This is a genomic window from Actinocorallia herbida (assembly GCF_003751225.1).
Taxonomy (GTDB): domain Bacteria; phylum Actinomycetota; class Actinomycetes; order Streptosporangiales; family Streptosporangiaceae; genus Actinocorallia; species Actinocorallia herbida.
Window position 1 is genome coordinate 3,262,057 of the sequence record NZ_RJKE01000001.1, and the last position, 24,076, is coordinate 3,286,132.

The window sequence follows — 24,076 nt, forward strand, 5'->3', positions numbered from 1 at the left end:
ACGACGGATCACGCTCCGAAGTCGCGGACGGACCGTCCGCGCGGAGGGCGGGCACGGCGTTCCGCGGACGCACGCCGGTCGCGCCTTCCTCGCGCGGACGCGGTCACGCTCACCGGAACGCTCCGAGGTGAGGGGCACCTGGGTAAAGACCCAGAAAAAGATCCAGGTAAGGTAAGCCTCACTTAACACCTGTTTCATCTGTTTGGAGTGCCACCTTGCTCACCGTCGTTCGGTCGCCCCGGGCCGCACTCGCCGCTTTGGTCACCGTGACCGCCCTCGCGCTTTCCGGGTGCTCCTCGGCCGAGCCGGAGACCGAGACGAGCGCGTCCGCGGCCGCCGCCGACGCGTTCCCGGTCACCATCACCAGCGCCCTCGGCGACGCCGTCATCCCCGCGGCGCCCGAGCGGGTCGTCACCCTCGGCTGGTCCAGCCAGGACGCCGCGCTGGCCCTCGGCGTCGTGCCGGTCGCGATGCCGAAGAACACCTACGGCGGCGACGCCGACGGCTTCCTCCCCTGGGACGCCGACAAGATCAAGGAGCTGGGCGGGACGCCCCCGGCCCTGCTGCCCGAGGGCACCGACGTGCCCTTCGAGGAGATCGTCGAGGCCGAGCCCGACGTCATCCTCGCCCCGTACTCCGGCATCACCCAGGACGACTTCGACAAGCTCAGCAAGGTCGCCCCGGTCGTCGCCTACCCGGAGAAGCCCTGGTCGCTGGCGTGGCAGGACCAGATCGAGATCGTCGGCAAGGCCCTCGGCAGGAGCGGAGAGGCCGCCGACCTGCTCGCGCAGACCCAGGCGTCCGTCAAGGCGCTCGCGGACGAGAACCCCGGGCTGAAGGACAAGACGTTCTTCTACGCGGCGGCCAACGAGGCGGACCTGCTCAACGTCTATCGCGAGAACGACCCGCGGGTCGGCATGCTGGTCGACCTCGGCCTGACCCCGGCCGCGAGCGTCAAGGACCTCGACGCCAAGCCGACCGAGGGCGACTTCTTCTACCAGCTGAGCTACGAGAACGTCTCGAAGATCGAGACCGACCTCCTGGTGATGTACTTCGCGAGCCAGGCCGACGTCGACAAGTTCGTCGCCGACCCGGTCATCGCCGCGCTCCCCGCCATCAAGGAAGGCCGCTTCGCGCCGATCGTCGGCGAGTCGTTCGTCATGGCGACCAGCGCGCCGACCGTGCTGTCCATCCCGTGGATGCTCGACCAGTACGTCCCGCAGCTCGCCGAGGTCGCCGCGAAGGCCGCCGAGTAGGTCCGGGCGACCGGAAACCCGAGTAACCGGAAGAGCTCTCCGTGTCCGACCTTCCCGTCACCCGGGGCACGACCGAACCGCCGGCGCAGGGCGCCCCGGCCGGACCGGCGCTGCGGCGCCGCCGGCTCGGGCCCCTGGCCGCCGGTCTGCTCGTGCTCGTCGCGGCCCTGGTCGCGGCGTGCGTGCTCAGCCTCGCCGTCGGCGCCAACGCGCTGCCATTTCGCACGGTGTGGCAGGCGCTCACGCATTACGACCCGGCGAACCCGCACCATCTGATCGTCGTAGAGAAGCGGCTCCCCCGCACGCTCGTCGGCATCACGGTCGGCCTCGGCCTCGCCGTCGCCGGAGTCGTCATGCAGGGCCTGACCCGAAATCCGCTGGCCGACCCGGGACTCCTCGGGGTCAACGCGGGCGCCTCCCTGTTCGTCGTGCTCGCGCTCGGCGTGTTCGGCGTGCAGGGCTCCGGATACCTCTGGTTCGCCTTCCTCGGCGCCGCCGTGGTGACCGTCGTCGTCTACGGGGTGGCGAGCGCCGCCGGGCGCGGCGGGGCCACCCCCGTCACGATGGTGCTCGCGGGGGCGGCGGTCACCGCCGCGCTCACCTCGCTGGTCACCGGGATCCTGCTCACCGACCGCGCCGCTCTCGACGAGATGCGCTTCTGGCAGGTCGGCGCGCTCTCCGCGCGGGATTTCACGATCTTCTGGCAGACGCTGCCCGGCATCGCCGCAGGGCTCGTCCTCGCCTTCGCGGTGAGCCGGGGCCTCAACGGGCTCGCCATGGGCGAGGAGGTGGCACGCGGTCTCGGCCAGAAGGTAGGGCTCGTCCGCGCCTTCGCCGCGATCTCGGTGGTCCTGCTGTGCGGCTCGGCCACCGCGGCCGCCGGCCCCATCTCCTTCGTCGGCCTCATGGTCGCCCACTTCGCGGTCCGTATGGCGGGCCCCGACCACCGCTGGAGCATCCCGTACGCGGCGCTCGCGGGGCCGACGCTGCTCATCGGCTGCGACGTGCTCGGCAGGGTCGTCGTCCGGCCGGGCGAACTCCAGGTCGGCGTCGTGGTCGCCGCCGTCGGCGCGCCGCTGCTCGTCGCCCTCATCCGGATGCGCGGGAAAGGACGCCGATGACCGTATCCCCCTCCCCGGTGGGCCGCCAGTTCCGGCGGGCACGGCTGCGCGAGGCCCGGGTCGCCGGCGCGCTCGCCGTGGTGATCGCCGCGCTCGCGGTGCTCGGACTCACGATCGGCAAGGCGTCCGTCAGCCCCCCGGAGGTCTTCTCCGCGCTCATCGGCCGCGCCGACGCGATGACCCGGTTCGTCATCCTGGAACTGCGCATGCCGCGCATGGTCACCGCGCTCCTCGCCGGGGCGTGCCTCGGCCTGTCCGGCGCCGTGCTCCAGTCGATCCTGCGCAACCCGCTGGCCAGCCCCGACATCATCGGCGTCACCAACAGCGCCAGCGCCGCGGGCGTCATCGGCCTCATCCTCCTCGGCATCAGCGGGCTCGCCCTCTCCGGGATCGTCCTGGCCGGGACCGTCGCGGCGACCGCCGTCGTCTATCTGCTGTCCTGGCGGCGCGCCGCGCACCAGCTCGTCATCGTCGGCATCGGCGTTTCCGCCGTGTGCGCCAGCGTCGTGTCCTACGTCTTCACCCGCAGCGACATCCGCGACGCCCAGGAGGCCCTGGTCTGGATCAACGGCAGCCTCGGCCGGTCAGGCTGGGACACCGCGCTCACCCTGGCGGTCTGCGCCGCCGCGCTGCTGCCCGCGTCCCTCGCCTTCGGCCGGCGGCTCACCGTCCTGGAACTCGGCGACGACCCGGCCGCCGCCCTCGGCGTCAAGGTCGGCCGCACCCGCACCCTGATGCTCGGCCTCGCCGCGGCACTCGCCGCGGCCGCCGTCGCCGTCGTCGGCCCCGTTCCGTTCGTCGCCCTGGTCAGCGCCCCGATCGCCCGCCGCCTCACCGCCACCGGATCGGTCGCCCTGCTCCCCTCCGCGCTCATCGGCGCCGCCGTCCTCCTGGCCTCCGACCTGGTCGCCCAGTTCGCCATCCCGGACGTCCCCCTCCCCGCAGGCGTCGTCACCGGCGTCGTCGGCGCCCCCTACCTCCTCTGGATCCTCGTCCGCTCCGGCCTACGGCGCGGCTGACCTCCCGTTTGACGCGGCTCTCCCGCCGGGCATAGGACGGTGCCGACGAAACGGCTGACGAACGGGGTGCCGATGGACGCCGGAGCAATCGTGCCGTGGGGCGAGGCCGGCTGGCTGAACCCGCCTCCCTCGGCGGAGCCTGACGGGGCCTCCCTGGTCGTCACCACCGCGCACGGCAGCGACTTCTGGCGGCACACGGGCTACGGGTTCGTCCGTGACGACGGGCACGCGCTCCTTGCCGGATTCCCAGCGGGAACGGCCGTCGAAGTCACCTTCGAGGCCGCCCTCACCGCGCTCTACGACCAGGCGGGAGTACTGGTCAGGGTCGACGCCGAGACCTGGGTGAAGGCAGGCGTGGAAGCCACCGACGGCACCCCGCATCTCGGCGCCGTCGTCACCCACGGCACCTCGGACTGGTCGCTCGCCGCCGTACCCGAGTGGGCCGGCCTGCCCGTCACCGTGCGCGTCAGCCGGTCGGGCGACGCCCTGACCGTCCGCGCCCGAGCCGCCGACGGCCCTTGGCGCATGGTCCGCCTGGCTCATCTCGCCCCCGACGCGGCGGCCACCGCGGGCCCGTTCTGCTGCTCACCGTCACGCGGCGGCCTACGAGTCCGCTTCACTCGTTTCGTCCTCGGCCCCGCCGACACGGGCCTCCACGACGCACCCTGACTCCCGGCTCGGCACAGCATCCGGTCGTCGCGGTCGAACCGAAGCGCGGTCACGGCGGGGGAGAGCGCGCTGTCGCCGTCCGCCGGTGCGGCGGGCGGCGTACCGCCGTGCAGGTCGTTGAGCGCCTGGACGGTGCGCCTGTCCGTGCCGCTCAGGATCTTCAGTTCGTCGGCGGAACTCGTCGTGTTCGGCTCCGGATCACGATCTTAGATTCGGCAGGACCTATCCGGAACATCTCAGATCGGGGTGTCCGGATCAGTCGGCGAAGTCCTGGACGAGCCGGACGATGCCCCTGGAGCCGTGGTGGACCCGGAGGCCGGTGCGGTTGAAGTTCCTGGTGGGGAGGTCGCGGTGGTGGCTCGTCGTCCGGGGCGGCTCGGCGAGCATCGTCTTGGTGGCGGCGATCGCGGAGAACTGGCACGGCCAAGGAACAGAGGCGGGATAAAGGGGGTTCCGGGGGACCGAGCGACAGAAGGCCCCGATCCTAAAGCCAAATCTCGGTAAAATCAGATGATTGTGGTGGTAAAGATAAATATCCGACCACATTGCTGAGGATCATGTGATTGGCCGGTTGTTTGAAGAATCGCTGAATTCCGCGCCTTGCCTGGCGGGGAGGGCTGCGCGAGCGCCTGGCGAAGGGCCCGCTCCGGGCTCCGTTCCCGTGGCGTCCGGTCGGTGAGGGGCGGGAAGGCCCGGCCGGCGGGACGGCGGGGAGGCGACCGTCGCGTGCGCGATCAGTTGCGACCTGATGGCGGGGGCGTGGTAGAGTTAGACCAGTTGCAGTTGTGGTACCCATGAACTCTGTGCACCTGCTGATACTACGCGGTTGCGTGTTTTGTTTTCGACCGGTCATCTCCGGATGGGATTCATCGCGGCGACGCGGGGATCGCAAGGTGCGGTTCCCGGCACTGCCTCTCACCTAAGGAGAAAATATGGCTACCGGTACTGTGAAGTGGTTCAACGCGGAGAAGGGCTTCGGCTTCATCGAGCAGGACGGCGGAGGCTCCGACGTCTTCGCCCACTACTCCAACATCGCCGCTCAGGGCTACCGTGAGCTCCAGGAGGGCCAGAAGGTGTCCTTCGACATCACGCAGGGCCCCAAGGGCCCGCAGGCCGAGAACATCGTCGGCATCTGACGTAAGTCAAAGAAGCCTGACGTAGGTCAACGAAGCCGGGTCCCGCGTTCACGCGGGGCCCGGCTTTTCGCGTTCCGGCACGTCCTCCTCGGAACCCGAGTCCCAGCTCTCAGTTCGGGCCGCATCATGCCGGGTCAGGGGCGGTGGGATACTCGGGGGATGGAAGAACGGCTCATCGGACGGCTGAATCGTCGGGTCTCGGTGGTGGGGCTCGGCACGTGGCAGCTCGGCGCGGACTGGGGCGAGGTCGAGGAGAAAGACGCGCTCGCCGTCCTTGAGGCGGCCGTGGCATCGGGCGTCACATTCCTCGACACCGCCGACGTCTACGGGGACGGGCGCAGCGAGCGCGTCGTCGGCAGGTTCCTGCGCGACGATCCCGGGGTGTTCGTCGCCACCAAGATGGGACGGCGGATGCCGCAGGTCCCCGAGAACTACACGCTCGACCACTTCCGGGAGTGGACGGACAGGTCGCGCGCCAACCTCGGCGTCGACAGGCTCGATCTCGTGCAGCTGCACTGCCCGCCGACCGCCGTGTACTCCTCGGACGCCGTGTTCGACGCCCTTGACACGCTCGTGGCCGAAGAGCGGATCGCCGCCTACGGTGTCAGCGTGGAGACCTGCGCCGAGGCGCTGACGGCCATCGCACGGCCGGGCACCGCGACGGTCCAGATCATTCTGAACGCGTTCCGCCGCAAGCCGCTGGAGCAGGTCCTGCCCGCGGCCGAGGCCGCCGGGGTGGGCATCATCGCCCGGGTGCCGCTCGCCTCCGGCCTCCTGTCCGGCCGCTACCGCCACGACACCGCGTTCGCCCCCGCCGACCACCGGAACTTCAACCGCCACGGCGAGGCCTTCGACGTCGGCGAGACCTTCTCCGGCGTCGACTACGACACCGGCGTGGACGCCGCCCAGGAGTTCGCCGCGCTCGCCCCCTCCGGCGCGACCCCGGCCCAGACCGCCCTCCGCTGGATCATCCAGCAGCCCGGCGTGAGCACGGTCATCCCCGGCGCCCGCACCCCCGACCAGGCACGGGCCAACGCTTCCGCCGCGGCCCTACCGGCCCTCTCACCCGGCACCCTCACCGAGATCGCCGCCCTCTACGACCGCAGGATCCGCCCCTCGGTCCACCACCGCTGGTAGCCCCGGACCGCACCCGTCATCTCCACCGCCCTCGGCGGGCCACCGCCTCGTCGCTGTCTCGGGCGCGGCCCTGACCCCGCCCGCCGCCCGAGCACGCCCGGCCGGCCGTGCCGCCACGCACTCGCTCGCCGAGGACGGCCCCCGGCGGCGGCCCCGGCCGCGCCTCGTCGCGCCGCGGCGCCATCGGGCCTGTCGACGCCGACGTTGGCGCGCGATCCGTCCGTCCACTCCCGGAAGTGGTCGAGCGTGTGGTTCTCGGGGACCTGCGGCATCCGCCGCCCATGCGCCGCCACCGTGTAGCCCGACCGTCCCGGGCGCGCGGCCCCCGTCGTCGCCACGCCCGGCGCGGTCTCCAACAGGACGGAGACCACCGTCCACCTCAACGCCCCGGCTCGGCATGCACTGCCCGCATAGGTCGGGCCCGCCCTCTGGATTCCGGCGCGGCGCTGCGCGGAGCGCGGGGCCCGCGGGTGGGCGGTACCACCCAGGCGCGCTCCGATAACGGGATCGCCCCCTGGGGGCGAGTTGCGCCCCGCCTTCTGCGCCCCGCCTTCTGCGCCCCGCCACCTGTCGTCGCGGGCCGTGCGCAGGGCGAGCCGGAGGGCGCGCGGCGCGGCCTCCTGGGAGCGGGAGCGGCTCGCCGATTCCAGCAGGACGAGGCGGGGATCGTCGGGGTCGGCCTCCATGAGGGCGACGTTCACACCGGCGACATGGAAATGGTCGTGCGCTGCTGCCTGTGTGCTGCTGCCTGTGGGTCGCCGCCTGCGCGCTGCCGTCTGTGCGCCGCCGCCTGGGCGCGGACGGGCGTGTTGCAGGTGTCCACCCGGTTGTGGGGGAGGCGGTCAGGTCCTCGGGAGGCTTCCGACTGGGCGGGTGTCTTGCCTGGCGGGACGGCGCAGGCGCAGGGGCCGGAGTCCCGGGTGCTGTTGCCCCTGGGCGGGTGGTTCTCCGGCGGTGCGGGGGCCGCCCCGGTGGGAGCTCTTGGGCTGGTGGCGGGGCGGGTCAGGGGGTTCGGGCGGCTCGGGTGGCGAGGCCCTGGAGGAGGGAGGCGGCGGTGGGGGCGTCGGCGACGGTGACGAGGAAGCGGGGGCCTGAGCGGCGAGTGATCTGGAGGGCGTCGCCGGTGCGCAGGACGACGCCGAAGGCGCCCGGGATGCGGCGGAGGCCCCAGCCCCCGAACTGGCCGAGTGGTCGGACCGGCACCACCTCGACCGAGGCGATGTCGGCGAGTGGCACCCGGAAGCGGGGCAGGCCGAAGACCGACACGACGGACAGGCCCCTGCCGTCGACCCGGACGCGGAACGTCATCGTCGTGAGAGTGGCGACGAGGACGAGCACGGCCACGCCCACGGCCATCCAGGTCTGCTCCGGCGCGGTGAGGAAGACGGTTGCCCAGGAGCCGGCGACGAGGAGCCCGATGAGCACGAGTCCGATCGGCGAGAGCGTCGCCCGGCCCGTCCAGACCACGCGTTCGCTGGACGTGAGCGGGCGCGGCGACACCGTGGATCCGGGCGCCGAGCCGGCCTCGCGGGGGAGGGCGAACCAGGAGGCGACCCCGACGGCGAGGGCGGCCGCGAACGGCACGAGCACCCAGGCCGGCGCGAGCCTGGACTCGCGGGCGGTGGCCAGGTCGAGCTGCGCCACGGTGGTCAGGATCATCAGCACGCAGATGAACAGGGAGATCGCGGGGGCGAGCGCGCCGGACAGGCGGTACGCCCCGCCGCCGTCTCCCCGGCGCAGCCCGGGCAGCGCATTGGCGACGACCAGGGCGGGGAGGCCCGCACCGAGCAGACCGGCGAGGAGCGGACCGATCCAGCGGGGGCCGAAGGAGTCCGGCAGGCCGTTGAAGCCCCAATGGGTGGCGGCGGGATCGGGCAGCCGCGGCAGCAGGATCAGCTGGGCGACCACCGCGATGACGGTGAAGAGGGCGGGCAGCCCCGCTGCTACGGCGAGGAAGCGCGCGGTGGGCGGCGGGGAGGCGGTCATCGGGATTCTCCTTCGGTGTGACGCGATACGCGACCTGGTGCGGGGACGGGGACCGTCGCGGCCATCGGTGAGTCCGCGAGGTCGCGCGGGTAGGACTCCCTGATCAATCGGGCGAGGGTGTCGGCTGAGACGCCGAGGGCACGGGCCTCGTCCACGAGGCCGCGCACCGCGTCGGACAGCCGGGCGAGCGTGCCCGCCCGCTCGGTGATCGTCGCGCCGCGGCCCCGCCGCAGCTCGAGCAGCCCCTCGTCGCGGAGCATCTGGTAGGCGTGCAGCACGGTGTTCCGATTGACCCCGAGCGAGGCGCAGAGCACCTTCGCCGTCGGCATCCGGTCTCCGGCGCTGATCGACCCGTCCATGATCCCGGACCGCACCGACGCCGCGATCTGCTCGAACAGCGGAGTCTCCTCCGCCGGATCGATCGAGATCAGCACGTGCCCTCCGCTTCACAGAACGTATAGTCCTACTCCAACTAGGACTATACGCGATTCCTCCGCCCATCCCGACCTCCCCCATCACCGCTCCACCCGTGGTCCCGAAAACCACCCGTGGTCCTGAAAACCAGCCGTGGTCCTGAAAACCAGCCCTGACCACTGCTTTCACTCATGCTTACGCACCCCGCCCCCACCTGGCATCCCTCACGTGAGGGATCTTGAGCGCCACGCCCCGATCGCCACCCGTCAGGGCGTCCGTAGGCCGCTCTCGCGGGTGCCGGAGAGCGGCGAGGTCCGGCCCTGAGGCCTGGCCGGACAAGGAATCCGACGGGCCGGCGTCAACGGGCACGGGACAGGGGCGCCATGGGTCGCACGCCATGATCCGCCGCACGGGCGACATCGAGCGAGGAGGCGGGTCGTCGCGTCGCTGAACAGGTGCGGGACGCGGGTGTCACGCGGACGGTGCGGGGGTCGTCAGGGGGCGGGGTCCGCGGCGGCCCGGATGGATTCGGCGAGCTTCCAGAGGGGGGTGGTGCGGGGGGCGAGGATGATCATGATGTCGTCGGCCGGGGTGGCGGCGGGGGCTGCGGTGCCGGAGTCGAGCCAGGGGGTGAGGGCGGTGAGGACTTCGGTGATGGCCGCGGTGAAGAGGGGACGGACGTCGCCGGGGGCGGTGGCGCGGAGCCAGGTGCGCAGGACGTGGTTGTGCGTGGCGGCGACGGCGGAGGCGGCGACCTCGTGGTGGAGACGGAAGCCGTCGAGGTCGGCGGCCGGGCGGCGGGCGTTCAGGTAGGTCACGAAGGCGCGCTGGTAGCGGCTGGTCGCGGCGATCTCCCACTCGCGCAGGGCCGGGACGCGGCGGATCACCTCGTACCGCCGGACCGCGGTCTCCGGGTCCGCGGCGTACATGTCCAGCACGAGTTCGGCGGCCCGCGCGACGACCTGGAGCGGCGGATCCAGTGGGGAGGCCGCGTCGAGGAAGGCGCGGACCCGTTCCAGGCAGGCGTCGTGGTCGGGGAGGACCGCGTCCTCCTTGGCCCGGAAGTGCCGGAAGAAAGTACGCCGGGCCACCCCGGCGGCCGCCGCGATCTCATCGACGGTGGTGGCCTCGAAGCCGTGGGCCAGGGACAGGCTGATCGCCGCGGACATCAGTTCGCGCCGCGCGTCGCGCCTTCCGGACATCGCACTTCCTCCCGCCCCCGAGCCGGGCGATCCACCGTAACACCGGCCCCGGCGCACGGTCGGGGCCCACGGTCGGCCGGTCCGGTTCCCCTGGGTCTAGTCGCATGGCACTGAGTGCCTTAGTCTATGTCACATAGTGACACCCCTTGAGGAGAATGCGATGAGCGAAGTCGGCGGGCTGTACAACGTGTCCGAAGAGCACGAGATGCTGCGCGAGGCCATCAGGGCCCTCGCCGACGAGAAGATCGCCCCGCGCGCCGCCGAGACCGACGAGAGCGGCGAGTTCCCCTGGGACGTCTACAAGGACCTCGTCGAGGCGGGGTTCCACGCCGTCCACGTCCCCGAGCAGTACGGCGGCGAGGGCGCCGACGCGCTCGCCGCGGTGATCGTGATCGAGGAGGTCGCCCGCGCGTGCGCCTCCTCCTCGCTCATCCCCGCCGTGAACAAGCTCGGCACCGTGCCGCTGCTGCTCTCGGCGTCCGAGCAGATCAAGTCCACCTACCTGCCGAAGGTGGCGAGCGGCGAGTCCCTGTTCGCCTACGCCCTCTCCGAGCCCGAGGCCGGCTCCGACGCCGCGGGCATGAAGACCCGGGCCGTCCGCGACGGTGACGACTACGTGCTCAACGGCGTCAAGATGTGGATCTCCAACGCGGGCGTCGCCGACTTCTACACCGTCATGGCGGTCACCGAGCCCGGCATCGGCGCTCGCGGCATCTCCGCCTTCGTCGTCGAGAAGGCCGACGCGGGCGTCTCCTTCGGCCCAAAGGAGAAGAAGCTCGGCATCAAGGGCTCCCCGACCCGTCAGGTGATCATGGAGGACGTCCGGATCCCCGCGTGGCGCATGATCGGTGAGCCCGGCACCGGATTCAAGACCGCCCTCGCCACGCTCGACCACACCCGGATCACCATCGCCGCCCAGGCCCTCGGCATCGCCCAGGGCGCGCTCGACTACGCGATCGGGTACGTCAAGGAGCGCAAGCAGTTCGGCAAGGCGATCGGCGAGTTCCAGGGCGTCCAGTTCATGCTCGCCGACATGGCGATGAAGCTGGAGGCCGCCCGGCAGCTCACCTACGCCGCCGCCGCCAAGTCCGAGGCCGCCATGCACGGCGCCCAGATCAAGGATCTCACCTTCTTCTCCAGCGCCGCAAAGTGCGCCGCCTCCGACGCCGCGATGGAGATCACGACCGACGCCGTCCAGCTGCTCGGCGGCTACGGCTACACCTCCGACTTCCCGGCCGAGCGGATGATGCGCGACGCCAAGATCACCCAGATCTACGAGGGCACCAACCAGATCCAGCGCATGGTCATGGCCCGCCAGCTCCTCAAGTAACGGCCGCGAGTCTCCCCACCCCTCCAAAGACCCAAGGAGCCCGTATGAGCACCCCCGAGCGGATCGTCATCCTGGACGGCGCGCGCACGCCCGTCGGCGGCTTCGGCGGCGCGTTCAAGGACGTGCCCGCCCATGAGCTCGGCGCCGCCGCGGCCAGGGCCGCCCTCGCCCGCGCGGGCGTCGGCGCCGAGGACATCGGCGAGGTCGTCATGGGCTGCATCGGCCAGGTCGGCCCCGACGCCTACAACGCGCGCCGGGTCGCGCTGGCCGCGGGGCTGCCCGTCTCGACGCCCGCCTACACCGTGAACCGCCTGTGCGGTTCGGGCCTCCAGGCCGTGTGGTCGGCCGCGATGCAGATGCGCTGGGACGGCGGCGTCGACTTCGCCCTCGCGGGCGGTGACGAGAACATGTCGCGGATGCCGTTCTACGACTTCGGCGCGCGCTCGGGCTACAAGCTCGGCGACCGCACCCTGGTCGACGGCACCGTCGGCATGCTGACCGACCCGTTCCACGGCATCCACATGGGCGTCACCGCCGAGAACGTCGCCACGAAGTACGGCATCGGGCGCGCGGAGCAGGACGCGTTCGCCGCCGAGTCCCAGCGCCGCGCCGCGACCGAGCAGGCTCGCGCGGCCTTCGCCGAGGAGATCACCGCGGTCTCCACCGGCGGCCGCAAGCCCGTCACCGTGGACACCGACGAGCACCCGCGCCCCGGCACGACCGTGGAGACCCTGGCGAAGCTGCGCCCGGCGTTCGTCAAGGACGGCACGGTGACCGCGGGCAACGCCTCCGGCATCAACGACGGCGCGGGCGTCGTGGTGCTGGCCCGTGAGACCGCCGCCGCCGAGCGCGGGCTGACCGGCCTCGCGGTGATCGAGTCGGTGGCGACCGCCGCGATCGAGCCCGAGCTGATGGGCTACGCGCCGGTGCCCGCGCTGGCCAAGCTGTTCAAGCAGACCGGGCTCACCCCTGCCGACGTCGACGTGATCGAGCTGAACGAGGCGTTCGCCTCCCAGGCCGTCGCGGTGATCCGGGACGCGGGTCTCGACCCGGCGAAGACCAACCCTTACGGCGGTGCGATCGCGCTCGGTCACCCCGTCGGGGCGACCGGCGGCATCCTCACCCTGCGCGTCGCGAAGGACCTGGTCCGCCGCGATCTCGAGCTGGGCGTCGTCACCATGTGCATCGGCGGCGGTCAGGCGCTCGCGGCCCTCGTCCGGCGCGTTTCCTGACATCTCGTCCCCTTTCTCTACCGAGGCCCGGAGCGGTGATCCGCTCCGGGCCTCAGCGTATGCCGCAGGTCACCGGCCGTGCTCGCCGATGATCTTCTTCCTGTGGATAACGCGAAGATCACCAACGCGCCCCACCTGATGTGGTGAGGTGTTCTCCGGTGGGATTGACGGCCACGCCGCGCCGTGGAACGCTGATTCCCATTGTTGAAGAACATCGTTCTCGCAAGTGAGACCGGGATCTTCGCCCCCCAAGGCCCCCAGGTGACGCCTCCGCACTCGGTGCGTCCCGCCCCCGCAGGAGGAGCTTCATGACCGAACTGCACGAGTACGACAGCAAGGACTTCTTCAGCGACGAGAGTTTCGTGGGCGATCCGTACCCGTACTTCGACGCGCTGCGCAGCGAGTCCCCGGTCCGGCGCGAGCCCCACCACGGCGTCATGCTCGTGACCGGCTACGACGAGGCGGCCCAGGTGGCCCAGGACGCCGACGCCTGGTCGTCCTGCATCTCGGTGACGGGCCCGTTCCCCGGCTTCCCCGTGCCGCTGGAAGGCGACGACGTCAGCGACCTCATCGCCGAGCACCGCGACAAGCTCCCGATGAACGACCAGCTCCCGGTGCTCGACCCGCCGGAGCACACCAAGCACCGCGCGCTGATGATGAAGCTGATCACCCCCAAGCGCCTCAAGGAGAACGAGGACGAGATGACCGGGGTGGCCGACAGGCTCCTCGACGAGTTCCTCGCCAAGGGCTCCGGTGAGTTCATCAGCCAGTTCGCCGCCCAGTTCAGCCTCCACGTCATCGCCGACCTCCTCGGCGTCCCCGACGAGGACCGGATCGAGTTCGTCGAGGCGCTCCAGCGGCGTCCGCAGGCGCAGTCGACCCTCGGCCAGATCAAGTCCGAGCTGTCGCACTCCCCGATGGAGTTCCTGTACCTGCGGTTCACCGACTACATCAACGACCGCCGCGCGAACCCCCGCCAGGACGTCCTCACCGGCATGGCCACCGCGACGTTCCCCGACGGCTCGACCCCTGAGGTCATGGACGTCGTCCGGATCGCCGCGAACGTCTTCTCGGCGGGCCAGGAGACCACGGTCCGGCTGCTCAGCTCCGCGCTGCTCATCATCGCCGAGAACCCGGACCTCCAGGCCAGGCTGCGGGCCGACGCGTCGCTGATCCCGAACTTCATCGAGGAGACCCTGCGCACGGAGAGCCCGATCAAGGGCGACTTCCGGCTCGCCCGCAAGACCACCGAGGTCGGCGGGATCGAGCTGAAGGCCGGGACGATGGCGATGATCCTGAACGGCGCCGCCAACCGCGACCCGCGGCACTTCGAGGACCCGAACACCTTCGACCTGGAGCGCAAGAACGCCCGTCACCACATGGCGTTCGGCCGCGGCATCCACACCTGCCCCGGCGCGCCGCTCGCGCGGGCCGAGGCGCGCACCTGCATCGAGCGCATCCTCGCCAAGACGACCGACATCCGCCTGTCCGAGCAGGCCCACGGCCCGGCCGGCGACCGGCGCTTCATGTACCTCCCGACGTACATCCTGCGCGGCCTCGCCTTCCTCGGCCTGGAGTTCGACCTGGCGGAGGAGGGCGCCTGATGAAGGTCCGGATCGACGAGGACAACTGCCGCGGCCACGGCATCTGCTGCACCATCAGCCCTGACGTGTTCGACATTTCCGACGATGGATACGCTGTCGCCCTCGTGGCCGAGGTGTCCGCCTCGCAGGAGGAGTCGGTCTCCACGGCCGCGGCCCGCTGCCCCGAGCGGGCGATCATTCTGAGTTAGGAGCTCTGCCATGTCGAAGGTTCTCGTCATCTTCACCGAGGACATCAAGGACGCCGAGGGCATGGCGGCCTACAGCAAGGCCGCCATCGCCACGATGACCAAGGGCGTCAAGGTGCTCGCCGTGGACTCCTCGCCCCGCAACCTCGAAGGCGAGTGGCACGGCACCCAGACCGTCGTGCTGGAGTTCGAGTCCGAGGAAGCGGCTCGCGCCTGGTACGACTCGCCGGAGTACCAGGAGGCCGCGAAGCTGCGCCACGCGGCGGCCGACTCCAACGCCGCGATCATCACCGCCTTCTGACGACCCTTCAGCGGTCCTCTGGCGGCACCGCCCCGCCCGTCCGGCCGGACCCCTCCGGCTCAGGACGGGCGGCGGCTCACCGGCGCGTGCCAGATGCCGACGATCGCGTCGACGAGGTCCGCGGCGAGGTCGTCCCAGCCCGAAGGGTCCGTCGCCCCTTCGGCCATCTCCCTTTCGCGCTCGGCGCACAGGTGCACCGTCAGGTGGCGCCCCATCGCCCAGCGCCGCATCCGCGCCTCCGGCGGGATGTCGGGCAGGCAGCGGTTCATCCCCTCCAGCAGCAGCCTTAGCGACGGCGAATCGAGCGACTCCTCGACGGCGATCCTGTGCAGTGCCGGGTCGGTCGACACCTGCGCGCCGAAGCGCGCCCACCAGGTCGGGCTGCCGAGTTCCGCGAGATGCGCGGTGATGGGGACGACGAGGCCGCGCACCCAGTCCCGCGTCTCGGCCGAGCCGAACGCCTCGGCGACCAGCACCGCGCGATGCCGTTCGACGTCCTCGGCGTGGCTGCGCGCGATGGCGCGGACGAGGTCGGTCTTCGTGCCGAAGTGGTAGCCGACGGCCGCGCTGTTCCCCTGCCCGGCCGCCTCGCTGATCTGCCGGTTCGACACCGTGTACACGCCGTGCTCGGCGAACAGCCGTTCGGCGGTGCGCAGGATCAGCTCCCGGGTCGCGCCGCCGCGCTCGGGCCGGGTTCCGCCTGTCACCGTTCCAGCAGACATCGCTTGCCATCCTCGGGTTCTTCACCTGTCAGACCGCCACCCTCCGGGCATTCTGCGGCTCCGTCAAGTCAATCACGTGATTTAATCCGATCAATCACCTGGTTTAACTCGCTCGTGACGCAGGGCCCGTGCCCTACCCGCGACATCCGTCGGACGGAGAACCCCCCATGTCCCAGGCCCCAGCGGAGCCTCTCGAAGCGAGGGCGGAGATCCCGACGCGCCATCCCGGCGTCTACGTCGCGATCCTCGCCTTCGCCGGCATCACCGTCTCGCTCATGCAGACCCTCGTCATCCCGCTCGTGCCCCGGCTGCCCGGCCTGCTGCACGCCTCCACCGCGGACACCGCCTGGACCGTCACCGCGACCCTGCTCGCCGCGGCCGTCGTCACGCCGGTCATCGGCCGCCTCGGCGACATGTACGGCAAGCGGCGGATGCTGGTCCTCAGCCTCGGGATCCTCGTCGCGGGGGCCGTCGTCGTCGCCCTCTCGGACTCCCTGGCGCCGATGCTCGTCGGACGGACGCTCCAGGGCCTCGCGGGCGGCGTCATCCCGCTCGGCATCAGCATCATGCGCGACGAGCTGCCGCCGGAAAGGCTCGGCTCGGCCACCGCCACGATGAGCTCGTCCCTGGGCGTCGGCAGCGCCCTCGGCCTGCCCACCGCGGCGCTCATCGCCGACCACGCGCACTGGCACGTGCTGTTCTGGATCGCGGCGGCGCTCGGCGCGCTCGCGATCGCGCTCGTCCTCGTGTTCATCCCCGAGTCGCGGGTGCGCAGCGGCGGGCGCTTCGACCTCGTCGGCGCGCTCGGCCTCTCGGTCGTCCTGGTCTGCCTGCTGCTGGTCGTCTCCAAGGGCACCGATTTCGGCTGGACCAGCCCGGCCACGCTCGGGCTCGGCGCCGCGGCGGTCGCCGTGCTCGCCGCGTGGATCCCGTTCGAGCTGCGCGTCCGCGGCCCGCTGGTGGACCTGCGCACCTCCGCCCGTCCCCAGGTCCTGCTGACGAACACCGCGTCCGTGGTCTTCGGGTTCGCCATGTTCGGGATCGCCCTGGTCCTGCCGCAGATCCTCCAGCTCCCCGAGGCCACCGGGTACGGCCTCGGCCAGTCCATGCTCTCGGTCGGCCTCGTCATGGCCCCGCAGGGCCTGGTGATGATGGCGATGGCCCCGCTGTCGGCCCGCATCTCCCGGGCGCGGGGGCCGAAGGCGACGCTGATGCTGGGCGCCTTCGTCGTCGCCTGCGGGTACGGGCTCGTGCTGCTGATGTCGGATCACCTGTGGCAGCTCATCCTCGCCTCCTGCGTCATCGGCGCGGGCATCGGCTTCGGGTACGGCTCGATGCCGGCGCTCATCATGGGCGCGGTGCCGGTCTCCGAGACCGCCGCCGCCAACAGCCTGAACACGCTCATGCGGGCCGTGGGGACCTCGGTCTCCAGCGCCGTCGCGGGCGCCGTCCTGGCGGGCATGACGGTGGCCGTCGGGTCCGCCGTCTTCCCCGCCTTCGACGGGCTCAGGCTGGTCCTCGCCGTCTGCGCCGGAGCCTCGCTCCTCACCGTGGCGATCGCCTCCTGCATACCGGGCAGGCCCCGCGAGGACGGCGCGGTCTCCGCCGGGGCGCAGGCCGGAGCGGAGCCGCTGCCCGCGCGCTGACGGACGCGTCGCCGCCCGGCCTCCCCCCGTCTTCCGCCCCCGTCTTCCGATTCCTCGGCGGTGAGTGCTCGAAGGCGAGCGGAATGGGCATGTCTTCCCGTACAGGCCGACCCGAACCATGGTTTCGGGCCGGTTTGTACGGATCTGGTGGGCATGTCAGCGCGTGCGAAAAGAGGAAGCACAGATGACCGACTCCCTTGAGGCGACCGCCGACGTCGCGGCGAAGACGGCGCGTCCGCAGAACGGGGCGGAGTACATCGAGAGCCTGCGGGACGGCCGGGAGGTGTGGATCTACGGGGAGCGCGTCGACGACGTCACCACCCACCCGGCGTTCAGCGCCTCGGTCCGGTCGATCGCGCGCCTGTACGACGGTCTGCACGACGGGACGGTCCCGACGGTGCCCACCGACACCGGCAACGGCGGCTACACGCACCCCTTCTTCCGGACGCCCCGCTCCTCCGAGGACCTCGTCACCGCCCGCGACGCCATCGAGAAGTGGGCCCGCCTCACCTACGGCTGGATGGGCCGTACCCCCGACTACAAGGCGGCCTTCCTCAGCACCCTCGGAGTGAACGACGCCTTCTACGCCCCGTACGACGCCAACGCACGGCGCTGGTACAAGGAGTCCCAGGAGAAGGCCCTCTACTGGAACCACGCGCTCATCAACCCGCCGGTCGACCGGGGCAGGCCCGTCGACGAGGTCTCCGACGTGTTCGTCCACGTCGAGAAGGAGACCGACAACGGGCTCGTCCTCTCGGGCGCGAAGGTCGTGGCGACGGGTTCGGCGACGACCCAGATGACGTTCATCGGCCACGGCGGCGCACCCGTCCAGGACAAGCGGTTCGGGATCATCGCCGCGGTCCCGACCAACGCCCCGGGCCTCAAGCTCATCGGCCGCGCGTCCTACGCGCGCACCGCCCACCTCACCGGATCGCCGTTCGACTACCCGCTGACCAGCCGGTTCGACGAGAACGACGCGATCCTCGTCCTCGACAAGGTGCTCGTGCCGTGGGAGAACGTCTTCCTCTACGGCGACCTCGACAAGTTCAACGGCTTCCTGCGCTTCTCCGGCTTCAACGCCCGCCTCACCCTCCAGGCCGCGACCCGGATGGCGGTGAAGCTCGACTTCCTGTCCGGCCTGCTCCTGAAGTCCCTCGCCCTCACCGGCACCAAGGACTTCCGCGGCGTCCAGACCCGGCTGGGCGAGGTCCTCGCGCTGCGCTCGATGGTCTGGTCGCTGACGGAGTCGATGGTCCGCAACCCCGAACCCTGGGTGGGCGGCAGCGTCAACCCCGACCCGCGCGCGGTCGACGCCTACCGCTGGATCAGCACCGTCGCCTATCCGCGCGTCCGCGAGGTGATCCTCAAGGACCTCGGCTCGGCGCTCATCTATCTCCCGTCGCACGCCCGCGACTTCGACAACCCGGAGCTGCGCCCCTACCTCGACCGCTACGTACGCGGCTCCGGAGGGGTCGACGCCGAGGAACGCGTCAAGACGCTCAAGATGCTCTGGGACGCCGTGGGCACCGAGTTCGGCGGCCGCCACGAGCTCTACGAGCTCAACTACCAGGGCAACCACGAGCAGGTCCGCATCGGCGTCCTGTTCAACCACGAGGGCCGCGGCTGGAACCGCGACCTCATCGACTTCGCCGAACAGGCCATGTCCGAATACGACCGCTCCGGCTGGATCCACCCCGACTCGGCCGGGCCGGCCGTGTGAGCCGCCGCAGACGACCCCGTGGGCGGGCCCGAGGCCCCGCCCACGGGAGGGATCAGGCGTAGGAGGCGACGAGACGGCCGCCCGCGCCAGGGGTGAGCCGCTCGGGCCGAGCGGGAAGCGGGACGGCGGCGTCGAGCAGTCCGGCGTCGCCGAGGCGACGACGAGTCCGCTACAGGCCGAAGGCCAGGTGGCCGGTCAGCCAGACGCACCCGGTGAGCAGTACGGCGCGCAGCACCCAGGTCAGCGCGGTGGGCCGGGGGTCCTTGACCCGGAACCAGCGCCAGACGTGCTCGGAAAGGGTGTCGCCGGGCGCTCGTCGCGCCAGCGCCGCCCCTTCGAGCAGCACGAACGCGAGGATCCAGATGACCCAGGAAAGGGTGAACGGCATGGTCGCCTCCAGGGGGTGAGGCCTCCGCGAGCGCGTGCGGACACCGGCGTTCCCGGCAGACCGGCCGCGAAGGAAAGGGGGTGGGTTCGGAGGGCGCCCTCCCCAAGATCATGCCCGTCCGGTCCGCACCGCAACCCCGCCGCTCCGGCGCGGGTTCTGGACTCGGCCGGGTGGCCGCCGGGTGATCGGGGCGGGTCGGGAGGAAGGGCTCTGCCGAACGGGGTTCTGGCAGGTGAGTAGGGTGCTGCCATGAGTGACGCGTTGGGGACCCTGCTTGATCTGCTCGATCTCGAGCGGATCGACGACGACGTGTTCCGGGGGAGGTCGCCGGAGAGCGCGGCGCCCCGGGCGTTCGGGGGCCAGGTCGCGGCGCAGGCGCTCGTCGCGGCGGCGCGGACGGTGGGGGAGGGGAAGCTGCCGCACTCGCTGCACGCCTACTTCGTGCGGGCGGGGGACCCGGGGCAGTCGATCCTCTATCTCGTCGAGCGGGTGCGGGACGGGCGGTCGTTCGCGACGCGCCGGGTGGTCGCGCGGCAGCACGGCAAGACGATCTTCATGACGTCGGTGTCGTTCGCGGCGGACGGGCCCGGGCCGGACCACTCGCTGCCGTTGGACGTCCCGCTCGGCGACCCCGAGGCGCTGCACGGGGCGCATCCCCGGTGGATGGACGAGATCCCTTCGACCGGGTACCAGATCTGGGACCCGTTCGAGATCCGGATGGACCCGCCGGCCGAAGGCGACGGGGCCACCGGGCGCTCCCGCATGTGGCTGCGCGCGGCCGGCGCCCTTCCTGAGGACCCCGCCCTGCATCTGGCGATCCTCACCTACGCGAGCGACCTCACGCTGCTGTCCGCGACCGCCCTCTCCCACGGCCACCTCCCCGGTCCGAACAGCGGGGTCGCCCTGGTCTCACTCGACCACGCGGTCTGGTTCCACCGGACCTTCCGCGCCGACTCCTGGCTGCTGTTCGACCAGGGCTCCCCGACGACGGCCGGCGGCAGGGGCCTCGCCCACGCCCGGATCTTCACCCCCGCCGGGGAGCTCGCCGCCTCCGTCACCCAGGAGGGCCTCCTGCGCACGCCGGACCACTCCGCCTGACCGCTCACGGGGCCGTCAGCACGGCGAGGCAGGTCCTGCGCAGGTCGGCCGCGGCGGCCTCGGCCCGCGCGTCGTCGAACCCGGGTTCGGCGAACCGCTGCTCGATGTCGGCGAGGACCGCCACCATGTGCAGGAACATCACGCGCAGCCGCTCCTCGGTGAGGCCGGGCACCCGGGCGAACAGCAGCGGCAGCAGCTCGGTCATGCCGGGGTAGTGCTCCTTGGAGAACGGCCAGAGGCGGTAGCCGCCGGACAGCACGTAGCGGCTGGTGAAGCGCAGGTACCAGCTCTCGCCGCGGTTCGCCAGGACGTGTTCGGCGAGGGGGCCGAGGAACGCCTCGACCAGTGACGGCAGGTCGGCCTCCCGCCCCGAGCCGCGCAGCTCGGCGATGAGCTCCTGCCGCCGCGCGTTGAGCGGCGCCATCCGGTACTCGTACAGCGCGTCGACCAGCCCGGTCTTGTCGCCGAAGTGGTACTGCACCGCCGAGTTGTTGCGCTGGCCGGCGGCCGCCGCGATCTCCCGCAGGGACACCTCGAAGCCGCGTTCGGCGAACAGCCGTTCGGCCGCGCCCAGGATCTTCTCGCTCGCCCGCATTCTCGCCTTTCCCTACCGGCTCTGCATAGTATCTGTGGCCCTGGCAAATTAAGACAACCTGTCTTAATCTCGTGGGCACCATGGTGAGGAGAGCCGCATGTCCCTGATTTCCCGAGGCCGCGCGTGAGCGCGGCCATGATGCTCATCATCGCGGTCCTGATGCTGGGCCTCGGCCTCGCGCTGACCGTCGACGACTTCCGCCGGGTGCGCCACCACCGCCCGACGATCGCCGTGGCGCTCGTCTGCCAGTTGCTCATCCTGCCGATCGCCTGCTTCGGCATCGTCACCCTGTTCGCCCTGCCGCCCGTCGCCGCGGTCGGCATGATGCTGGTCGCCGCCGCCCCCGGCGGCCCGCTCGCCGGGCTGTACTCGCACCTGTTCGGCAGCGACGTCGCGTTCAATCTGACGCTCACCGCGGTCAACTCGGTCCTCTCGGTCTTCACCCTGACGATCATCACCAACCTGTCGCTCGACCACTTCCTGCCCGACGAGGACGGCATCGGCCTGCACGGCCGGGAGATCGCCACGATCTTCGCCGCCGTACTCGTCCCGATCGCGATCGGCATGTCCGTCCGGACTCGGAGGCCCGAACTCGCCGCACGCGCCGAACGCCTGTTCCGGATCATCTCCGTGCTCGGCCTCGGTCTGTTCGTTCTCGCCGGGCTCCTGACGAACGGCTCGGACCTCGCCGACAATCTGACCTCGGTGTCCCCGGCCGTCTTGGTCTTCGCCCTCGTGAGCCTGACGATCGGGTACGCCGCGGGCCGGATCACCCGCGCCGGACGCCGCGTCTCCATCGCCGCGGGAATGGAGATCGGCTTCCACAACGCGGCGGTCTCCCTGTCCCTCGCCCTAGGCATCTCCGACGACTTCGCGATCGCCGTCCCCGCGAGCATCTACGGCTTCGCGATCATGATCATCGCCACCGCGTTCGGCTTCCTCATCCGCCGCCTCGCGCCCGGGGAACCCGCCCCCGTGAACCGACCTCCCCGACCCTGCCAGGAGCACCGCGCACCATGACCACCGAACCGATCTTCCGCCGCGCCGCACACCCCCCGAAGGCCGCGCCCAACATCGTCGCCATCGTCCTGGACGACACCGGCTTCGCCCAGCTCGGCTGCTTCGGCTCCGACATCGCGACCCCGAACATGGACCGCCTCGCTCAGGGCGGCCTGCGCTACAACCGCTTCCACGTGACGGCCCTGTGCTCTCCGTCGAGGGCGTCCTTCCTGACCGGGCGCAACCACCACGCCGTCGGCTTCGGCTTCCTCGCCGACATCCCGCTCGAGCACCACGGCTACACGACCCGCATCCCGCGCTCCGCCGCGACGCTGCCGCGGATCCTGCGCGACAACGGCTATTCCACCCTCGCCGTCGGCAAGTGGCACCTCACCCCGCGCTTCGAGCGCTCGGCCGCGGGCCCGTTCACGCACTGGCCTCTGGGCGTCGGCTTCGAGCGCTACTACGGCTTCCTGCACGGCGACGCCAATCATTACGCGCCGAACCTCGTCGAGGACAACCACTACATCGACCCCCCGAAGACCCCGGAGGAGGGCTACCACCTCACCGAGGACCTCACCGACCGTGCCATCGGCTACCTCGACGACCACCGCCACGCGGCCCCCGGCAAGCCGTTCTTCCTCTACTACGCCCTCGGCGCGATGCACTCCCCGCATCACGTGACGCCCGAGTGGGTGGCGCCGTACCGGGGGAGGTTCGACCAGGGCTGGGAGGCGTGGCGCGAGCAGGTCTTCCAGCGCCAGGTCGAGTCCGGCGTCGTCCCGGCGGACACCGTCCTCACCGAGCGCCCCGAGTGGGTGCCGGCGTGGGAGGACCTCAGTGGCGACCAGCGCCGCATGTACGCGCGCCAGCAGGAGGTCTTCGCGGGCTTCCTCACGCACACCGACGCCCAGATCGGCCGCCTCCTGGACCACTTGGAGGAGACCGGGGAACTCGACGACACCATCGTCGTCCTGTTCTCCGACAACGGGGCGAGCGCCGAGGGCGGCGTGGACGGCAGCGTCAACGAGCACAGGTTCTCCGCGCACGTCGCCGAGTCGCTGGAGGAGAACCTGGCGCACTACGAGGACTGGGGCGGCCCCCGCACCTACAACCACTACTCCTGGGGCTGGGCGTGGGCGGGCAACACCCCGTTCCGGCTGTGGAAGCGCTACACCTGGCTCGGCGGCACCCGGACGCCCCTCGTCGTGCACTGGCCGAAGGGGATCGAGGCGGGCGGCGCGGTGCGGAGCCCGATCGTGCACGTCAACGATCTGTTCCCGACCCTGCTCGAGGCGATCGGGATCACCGCGCCCGAGACCGTCGACGGGATCGAGCAGCAGCGGGTCGACGGCGCGAGCTTCCGCGACTCCTTCGCCGACGCCGGGTCCCCGTCGGCGCGCGACACCCAGTACTTCGAGATGCTGGGCTCCCGGTCGCTCATCCACGGGAGATGGAAGACGACGACGGACCACATCTCGCAGGGGATCCTGGACGAGGAGCGGCTCGTCACCGGCAGCCGGAGGTTCGAGGACGACCACTGGGCGCTGTTCGACCTGTCCACCGACTTCTCGGAGTCGGCCGACGTGTCCGCCGAGCACCCGGAGGTCGTCGCGGAGTTGCGCGCGCTGTGGGACCGCGAGGCCGAGGCCAACCACGTCCTGCCGATGTTCGACGGCCTCACCGGCCGCTTCGAGGCGCTCATCGGCCCGGCCTGGCCCGCGGGCGACGACCGGACGTTCAAGCCGGGCGCCGCACCGGTCTGCGACGAGTCCCTGCCGATGCTGTTCGGCGGGTTCCGCTTCACCGCGGAGGTCGAGGCCACCGACGCCCCGGACGGCGTGATCTTCGCGCTGGGGGACTGGTTCGGAGGCTATGCCCTGTTCGTCACCGAGGGAAGGCTGGCGTTCGCCTTCGCCAAGTCGGACGGCATCCTGGAACTGACCGCCGACCGCCCCCTGACGGCGGGCCGCCACTCCGTCGGTGTCGCGCACACCCTCGCCGCGGACGGGGCGGCCTTCCACCTCTTCCAGGACGGCGAGATCGTCGACCGCCTGAGCTTCCCCGGCATGCTCCCGCTGGCGCTCCAGCACGGCGGCGCCAACCTCCGTCTCGGCGACGACATCGGCCTGCCCGTCTCCGAGCGCTACACCACCCCGTCGAGCTGGAACGGCACCCTGCTGTCGGTCGGCCTCCGGACCCCGGGCGCGGCCCGGCGCGACCCACTGGAGGACCTGCGCACCGCCCTGCACGCCGACTGACGTGACGGCGCATCCCGGCCCCGCGTGAACGCACGGGGCCGGGTGTGCGCTGGGT

24 protein-coding genes are annotated in these 24,076 nt (G+C 71.4%); 16 read left to right on the top strand and 8 right to left on the bottom strand.

Annotated elements, in window-relative coordinates; all coding sequences use genetic code 11:
• Window positions 1-215: 215 nt before the first annotated feature.
• From EDD29_RS15240 to EDD29_RS15255, 4 genes are all read left to right on the top strand, one after another.
• On the top strand, window positions 216-1,256 hold the full coding sequence (locus tag EDD29_RS15240) for an iron-siderophore ABC transporter substrate-binding protein (RefSeq protein ID WP_123665040.1): 1,041 nt from the start codon (window positions 216-218) through the stop codon (window positions 1,254-1,256).
• Window positions 1,257-1,297: 41 nt separating this feature from the next.
• Window positions 1,298-2,377: a FecCD family ABC transporter permease gene (locus EDD29_RS15245; protein ID WP_246052784.1), complete on the top strand. Its 1,080-nt coding sequence runs from the start codon at window positions 1,298-1,300 to the stop codon at window positions 2,375-2,377.
• Window positions 2,374-3,396 (top strand): FecCD family ABC transporter permease, encoded by a 1,023-nt coding sequence (locus tag EDD29_RS15250; protein WP_123665041.1) that lies wholly within the window; start codon window positions 2,374-2,376, stop codon window positions 3,394-3,396. The genes EDD29_RS15245 and EDD29_RS15250 overlap by 4 nt, the downstream gene beginning before the upstream one ends.
• Before the next feature lie 72 nt (window positions 3,397-3,468).
• Window positions 3,469-4,065, top strand: a complete 597-nt coding sequence (locus tag EDD29_RS15255; protein WP_123665042.1) for a DUF1349 domain-containing protein — start codon at window positions 3,469-3,471, stop codon at window positions 4,063-4,065.
• Between the two features lie 255 nt (window positions 4,066-4,320).
• Here EDD29_RS15255 and EDD29_RS47695 read toward each other — a convergent pair whose 3' ends face one another.
• Window positions 4,321-4,452, bottom strand: coding sequence for a hypothetical protein (locus tag EDD29_RS47695; protein ID WP_281280893.1), 132 nt, complete (start codon window positions 4,450-4,452; stop codon window positions 4,321-4,323).
• Window positions 4,453-4,997: 545 nt separating this feature from the next.
• On the opposite strand from EDD29_RS47695, the gene EDD29_RS15260 reads away from it, so the two are divergent.
• Window positions 4,998-5,201 (top strand): cold-shock protein, encoded by a 204-nt coding sequence (locus tag EDD29_RS15260; RefSeq protein WP_123665043.1) that lies wholly within the window; start codon window positions 4,998-5,000, stop codon window positions 5,199-5,201.
• Window positions 5,202-5,360: 159 nt separating this feature from the next.
• Entirely contained in the window at window positions 5,361-6,338 is a 978-nt protein-coding gene (locus EDD29_RS15265; RefSeq protein WP_123665044.1) for an aldo/keto reductase, read from the top strand.
• On the opposite strand, the gene EDD29_RS15270 is transcribed toward EDD29_RS15265, so the two are convergent.
• The 4 genes from EDD29_RS15270 to EDD29_RS15285 form a co-directional block, all read right to left on the bottom strand.
• Entirely contained in the window at window positions 6,296-7,039 is a 744-nt protein-coding gene (locus EDD29_RS15270) for a hypothetical protein (RefSeq protein WP_148085968.1), read from the bottom strand. The genes EDD29_RS15265 and EDD29_RS15270 overlap by 43 nt on opposite strands.
• A gap of 301 nt (window positions 7,040-7,340) precedes the next feature.
• On the bottom strand, window positions 7,341-8,324 hold the full coding sequence (locus tag EDD29_RS15275; protein WP_123665046.1) for a DUF1648 domain-containing protein: 984 nt from the start codon (window positions 8,322-8,324) through the stop codon (window positions 7,341-7,343).
• Window positions 8,321-8,758: a GntR family transcriptional regulator gene (locus EDD29_RS15280; protein ID WP_123665047.1), complete on the bottom strand. Its 438-nt coding sequence runs from the start codon at window positions 8,756-8,758 to the stop codon at window positions 8,321-8,323. Before EDD29_RS15280 ends, EDD29_RS15275 begins: the two co-directional genes overlap by 4 nt.
• A gap of 474 nt (window positions 8,759-9,232) precedes the next feature.
• A complete protein-coding gene (locus EDD29_RS15285; protein WP_123665048.1) occupies window positions 9,233-9,940 on the bottom strand; it encodes a TetR family transcriptional regulator in 708 nt (235 codons plus the stop codon).
• Between the two features lie 160 nt (window positions 9,941-10,100).
• On the opposite strand from EDD29_RS15285, the gene EDD29_RS15290 reads away from it, so the two are divergent.
• The 5 genes from EDD29_RS15290 to EDD29_RS15310 all read left to right on the top strand — a co-directional run bounded on the left by EDD29_RS15290 (window position 10,101) and on the right by EDD29_RS15310 (window position 14,592).
• Window positions 10,101-11,270 (top strand): acyl-CoA dehydrogenase family protein, encoded by a 1,170-nt coding sequence (locus EDD29_RS15290; RefSeq protein ID WP_123665049.1) that lies wholly within the window; start codon window positions 10,101-10,103, stop codon window positions 11,268-11,270.
• A gap of 44 nt (window positions 11,271-11,314) precedes the next feature.
• Window positions 11,315-12,502, top strand: coding sequence for a thiolase family protein (locus tag EDD29_RS15295; protein WP_123665050.1), 1,188 nt, complete (start codon window positions 11,315-11,317; stop codon window positions 12,500-12,502).
• A gap of 308 nt (window positions 12,503-12,810) precedes the next feature.
• A complete protein-coding gene (locus EDD29_RS15300) occupies window positions 12,811-14,106 on the top strand; it encodes a cytochrome P450 (protein WP_211359734.1) in 1,296 nt (431 codons plus the stop codon).
• Window positions 14,106-14,294, top strand: a complete 189-nt coding sequence (locus EDD29_RS15305) for a ferredoxin (RefSeq protein ID WP_123665051.1) — start codon at window positions 14,106-14,108, stop codon at window positions 14,292-14,294. Before EDD29_RS15300 ends, EDD29_RS15305 begins: the two co-directional genes overlap by 1 nt.
• A gap of 10 nt (window positions 14,295-14,304) precedes the next feature.
• On the top strand, window positions 14,305-14,592 hold the full coding sequence (locus EDD29_RS15310) for a DUF1330 domain-containing protein (RefSeq protein WP_123665052.1): 288 nt from the start codon (window positions 14,305-14,307) through the stop codon (window positions 14,590-14,592).
• A 59-nt stretch (window positions 14,593-14,651) separates the two neighbouring features.
• On the opposite strand, the gene EDD29_RS15315 is transcribed toward EDD29_RS15310, so the two are convergent.
• Entirely contained in the window at window positions 14,652-15,314 is a 663-nt protein-coding gene (locus tag EDD29_RS15315; RefSeq protein WP_123665053.1) for a TetR/AcrR family transcriptional regulator, read from the bottom strand.
• Between the two features lie 167 nt (window positions 15,315-15,481).
• Here EDD29_RS15315 and EDD29_RS15320 point away from each other — a divergent pair, with 167 nt between their 5' ends.
• Together EDD29_RS15320 and EDD29_RS15325 are read left to right on the top strand one after the other, a co-directional pair.
• Complete coding sequence (locus EDD29_RS15320) at window positions 15,482-16,960, top strand: MFS transporter (RefSeq protein WP_123665054.1); 1,479 nt, start codon at window positions 15,482-15,484, stop codon at window positions 16,958-16,960.
• Between the two features lie 184 nt (window positions 16,961-17,144).
• A complete protein-coding gene (locus tag EDD29_RS15325) occupies window positions 17,145-18,680 on the top strand; it encodes a 4-hydroxyphenylacetate 3-hydroxylase N-terminal domain-containing protein (protein ID WP_123665055.1) in 1,536 nt (511 codons plus the stop codon).
• 169 nt (window positions 18,681-18,849) lie between these two features.
• On the opposite strand, the gene EDD29_RS15330 is transcribed toward EDD29_RS15325, so the two are convergent.
• Entirely contained in the window at window positions 18,850-19,068 is a 219-nt protein-coding gene (locus EDD29_RS15330) for a hypothetical protein (protein WP_123665056.1), read from the bottom strand.
• A gap of 249 nt (window positions 19,069-19,317) precedes the next feature.
• Between EDD29_RS15330 and EDD29_RS15335 the strand changes: the two genes are divergently transcribed.
• Window positions 19,318-20,166, top strand: a complete 849-nt coding sequence (locus tag EDD29_RS15335; RefSeq protein WP_123665057.1) for an acyl-CoA thioesterase — start codon at window positions 19,318-19,320, stop codon at window positions 20,164-20,166.
• A gap of 4 nt (window positions 20,167-20,170) precedes the next feature.
• Here EDD29_RS15335 and EDD29_RS15340 read toward each other — a convergent pair whose 3' ends face one another.
• Window positions 20,171-20,761 (bottom strand): TetR/AcrR family transcriptional regulator, encoded by a 591-nt coding sequence (locus tag EDD29_RS15340; RefSeq protein WP_123665058.1) that lies wholly within the window; start codon window positions 20,759-20,761, stop codon window positions 20,171-20,173.
• 123 nt (window positions 20,762-20,884) lie between these two features.
• Between EDD29_RS15340 and EDD29_RS15345 the strand changes: the two genes are divergently transcribed.
• Together EDD29_RS15345 and EDD29_RS15350 are read left to right on the top strand one after the other, a co-directional pair.
• Window positions 20,885-21,781 (top strand): bile acid:sodium symporter family protein, encoded by an 897-nt coding sequence (locus EDD29_RS15345; RefSeq protein ID WP_211359735.1) that lies wholly within the window; start codon window positions 20,885-20,887, stop codon window positions 21,779-21,781.
• On the top strand, window positions 21,778-24,021 hold the full coding sequence (locus EDD29_RS15350; RefSeq protein WP_123665059.1) for an arylsulfatase: 2,244 nt from the start codon (window positions 21,778-21,780) through the stop codon (window positions 24,019-24,021). The genes EDD29_RS15345 and EDD29_RS15350 overlap by 4 nt, the downstream gene beginning before the upstream one ends.
• The last annotated feature ends 55 nt before the right edge of the window (window positions 24,022-24,076 follow it).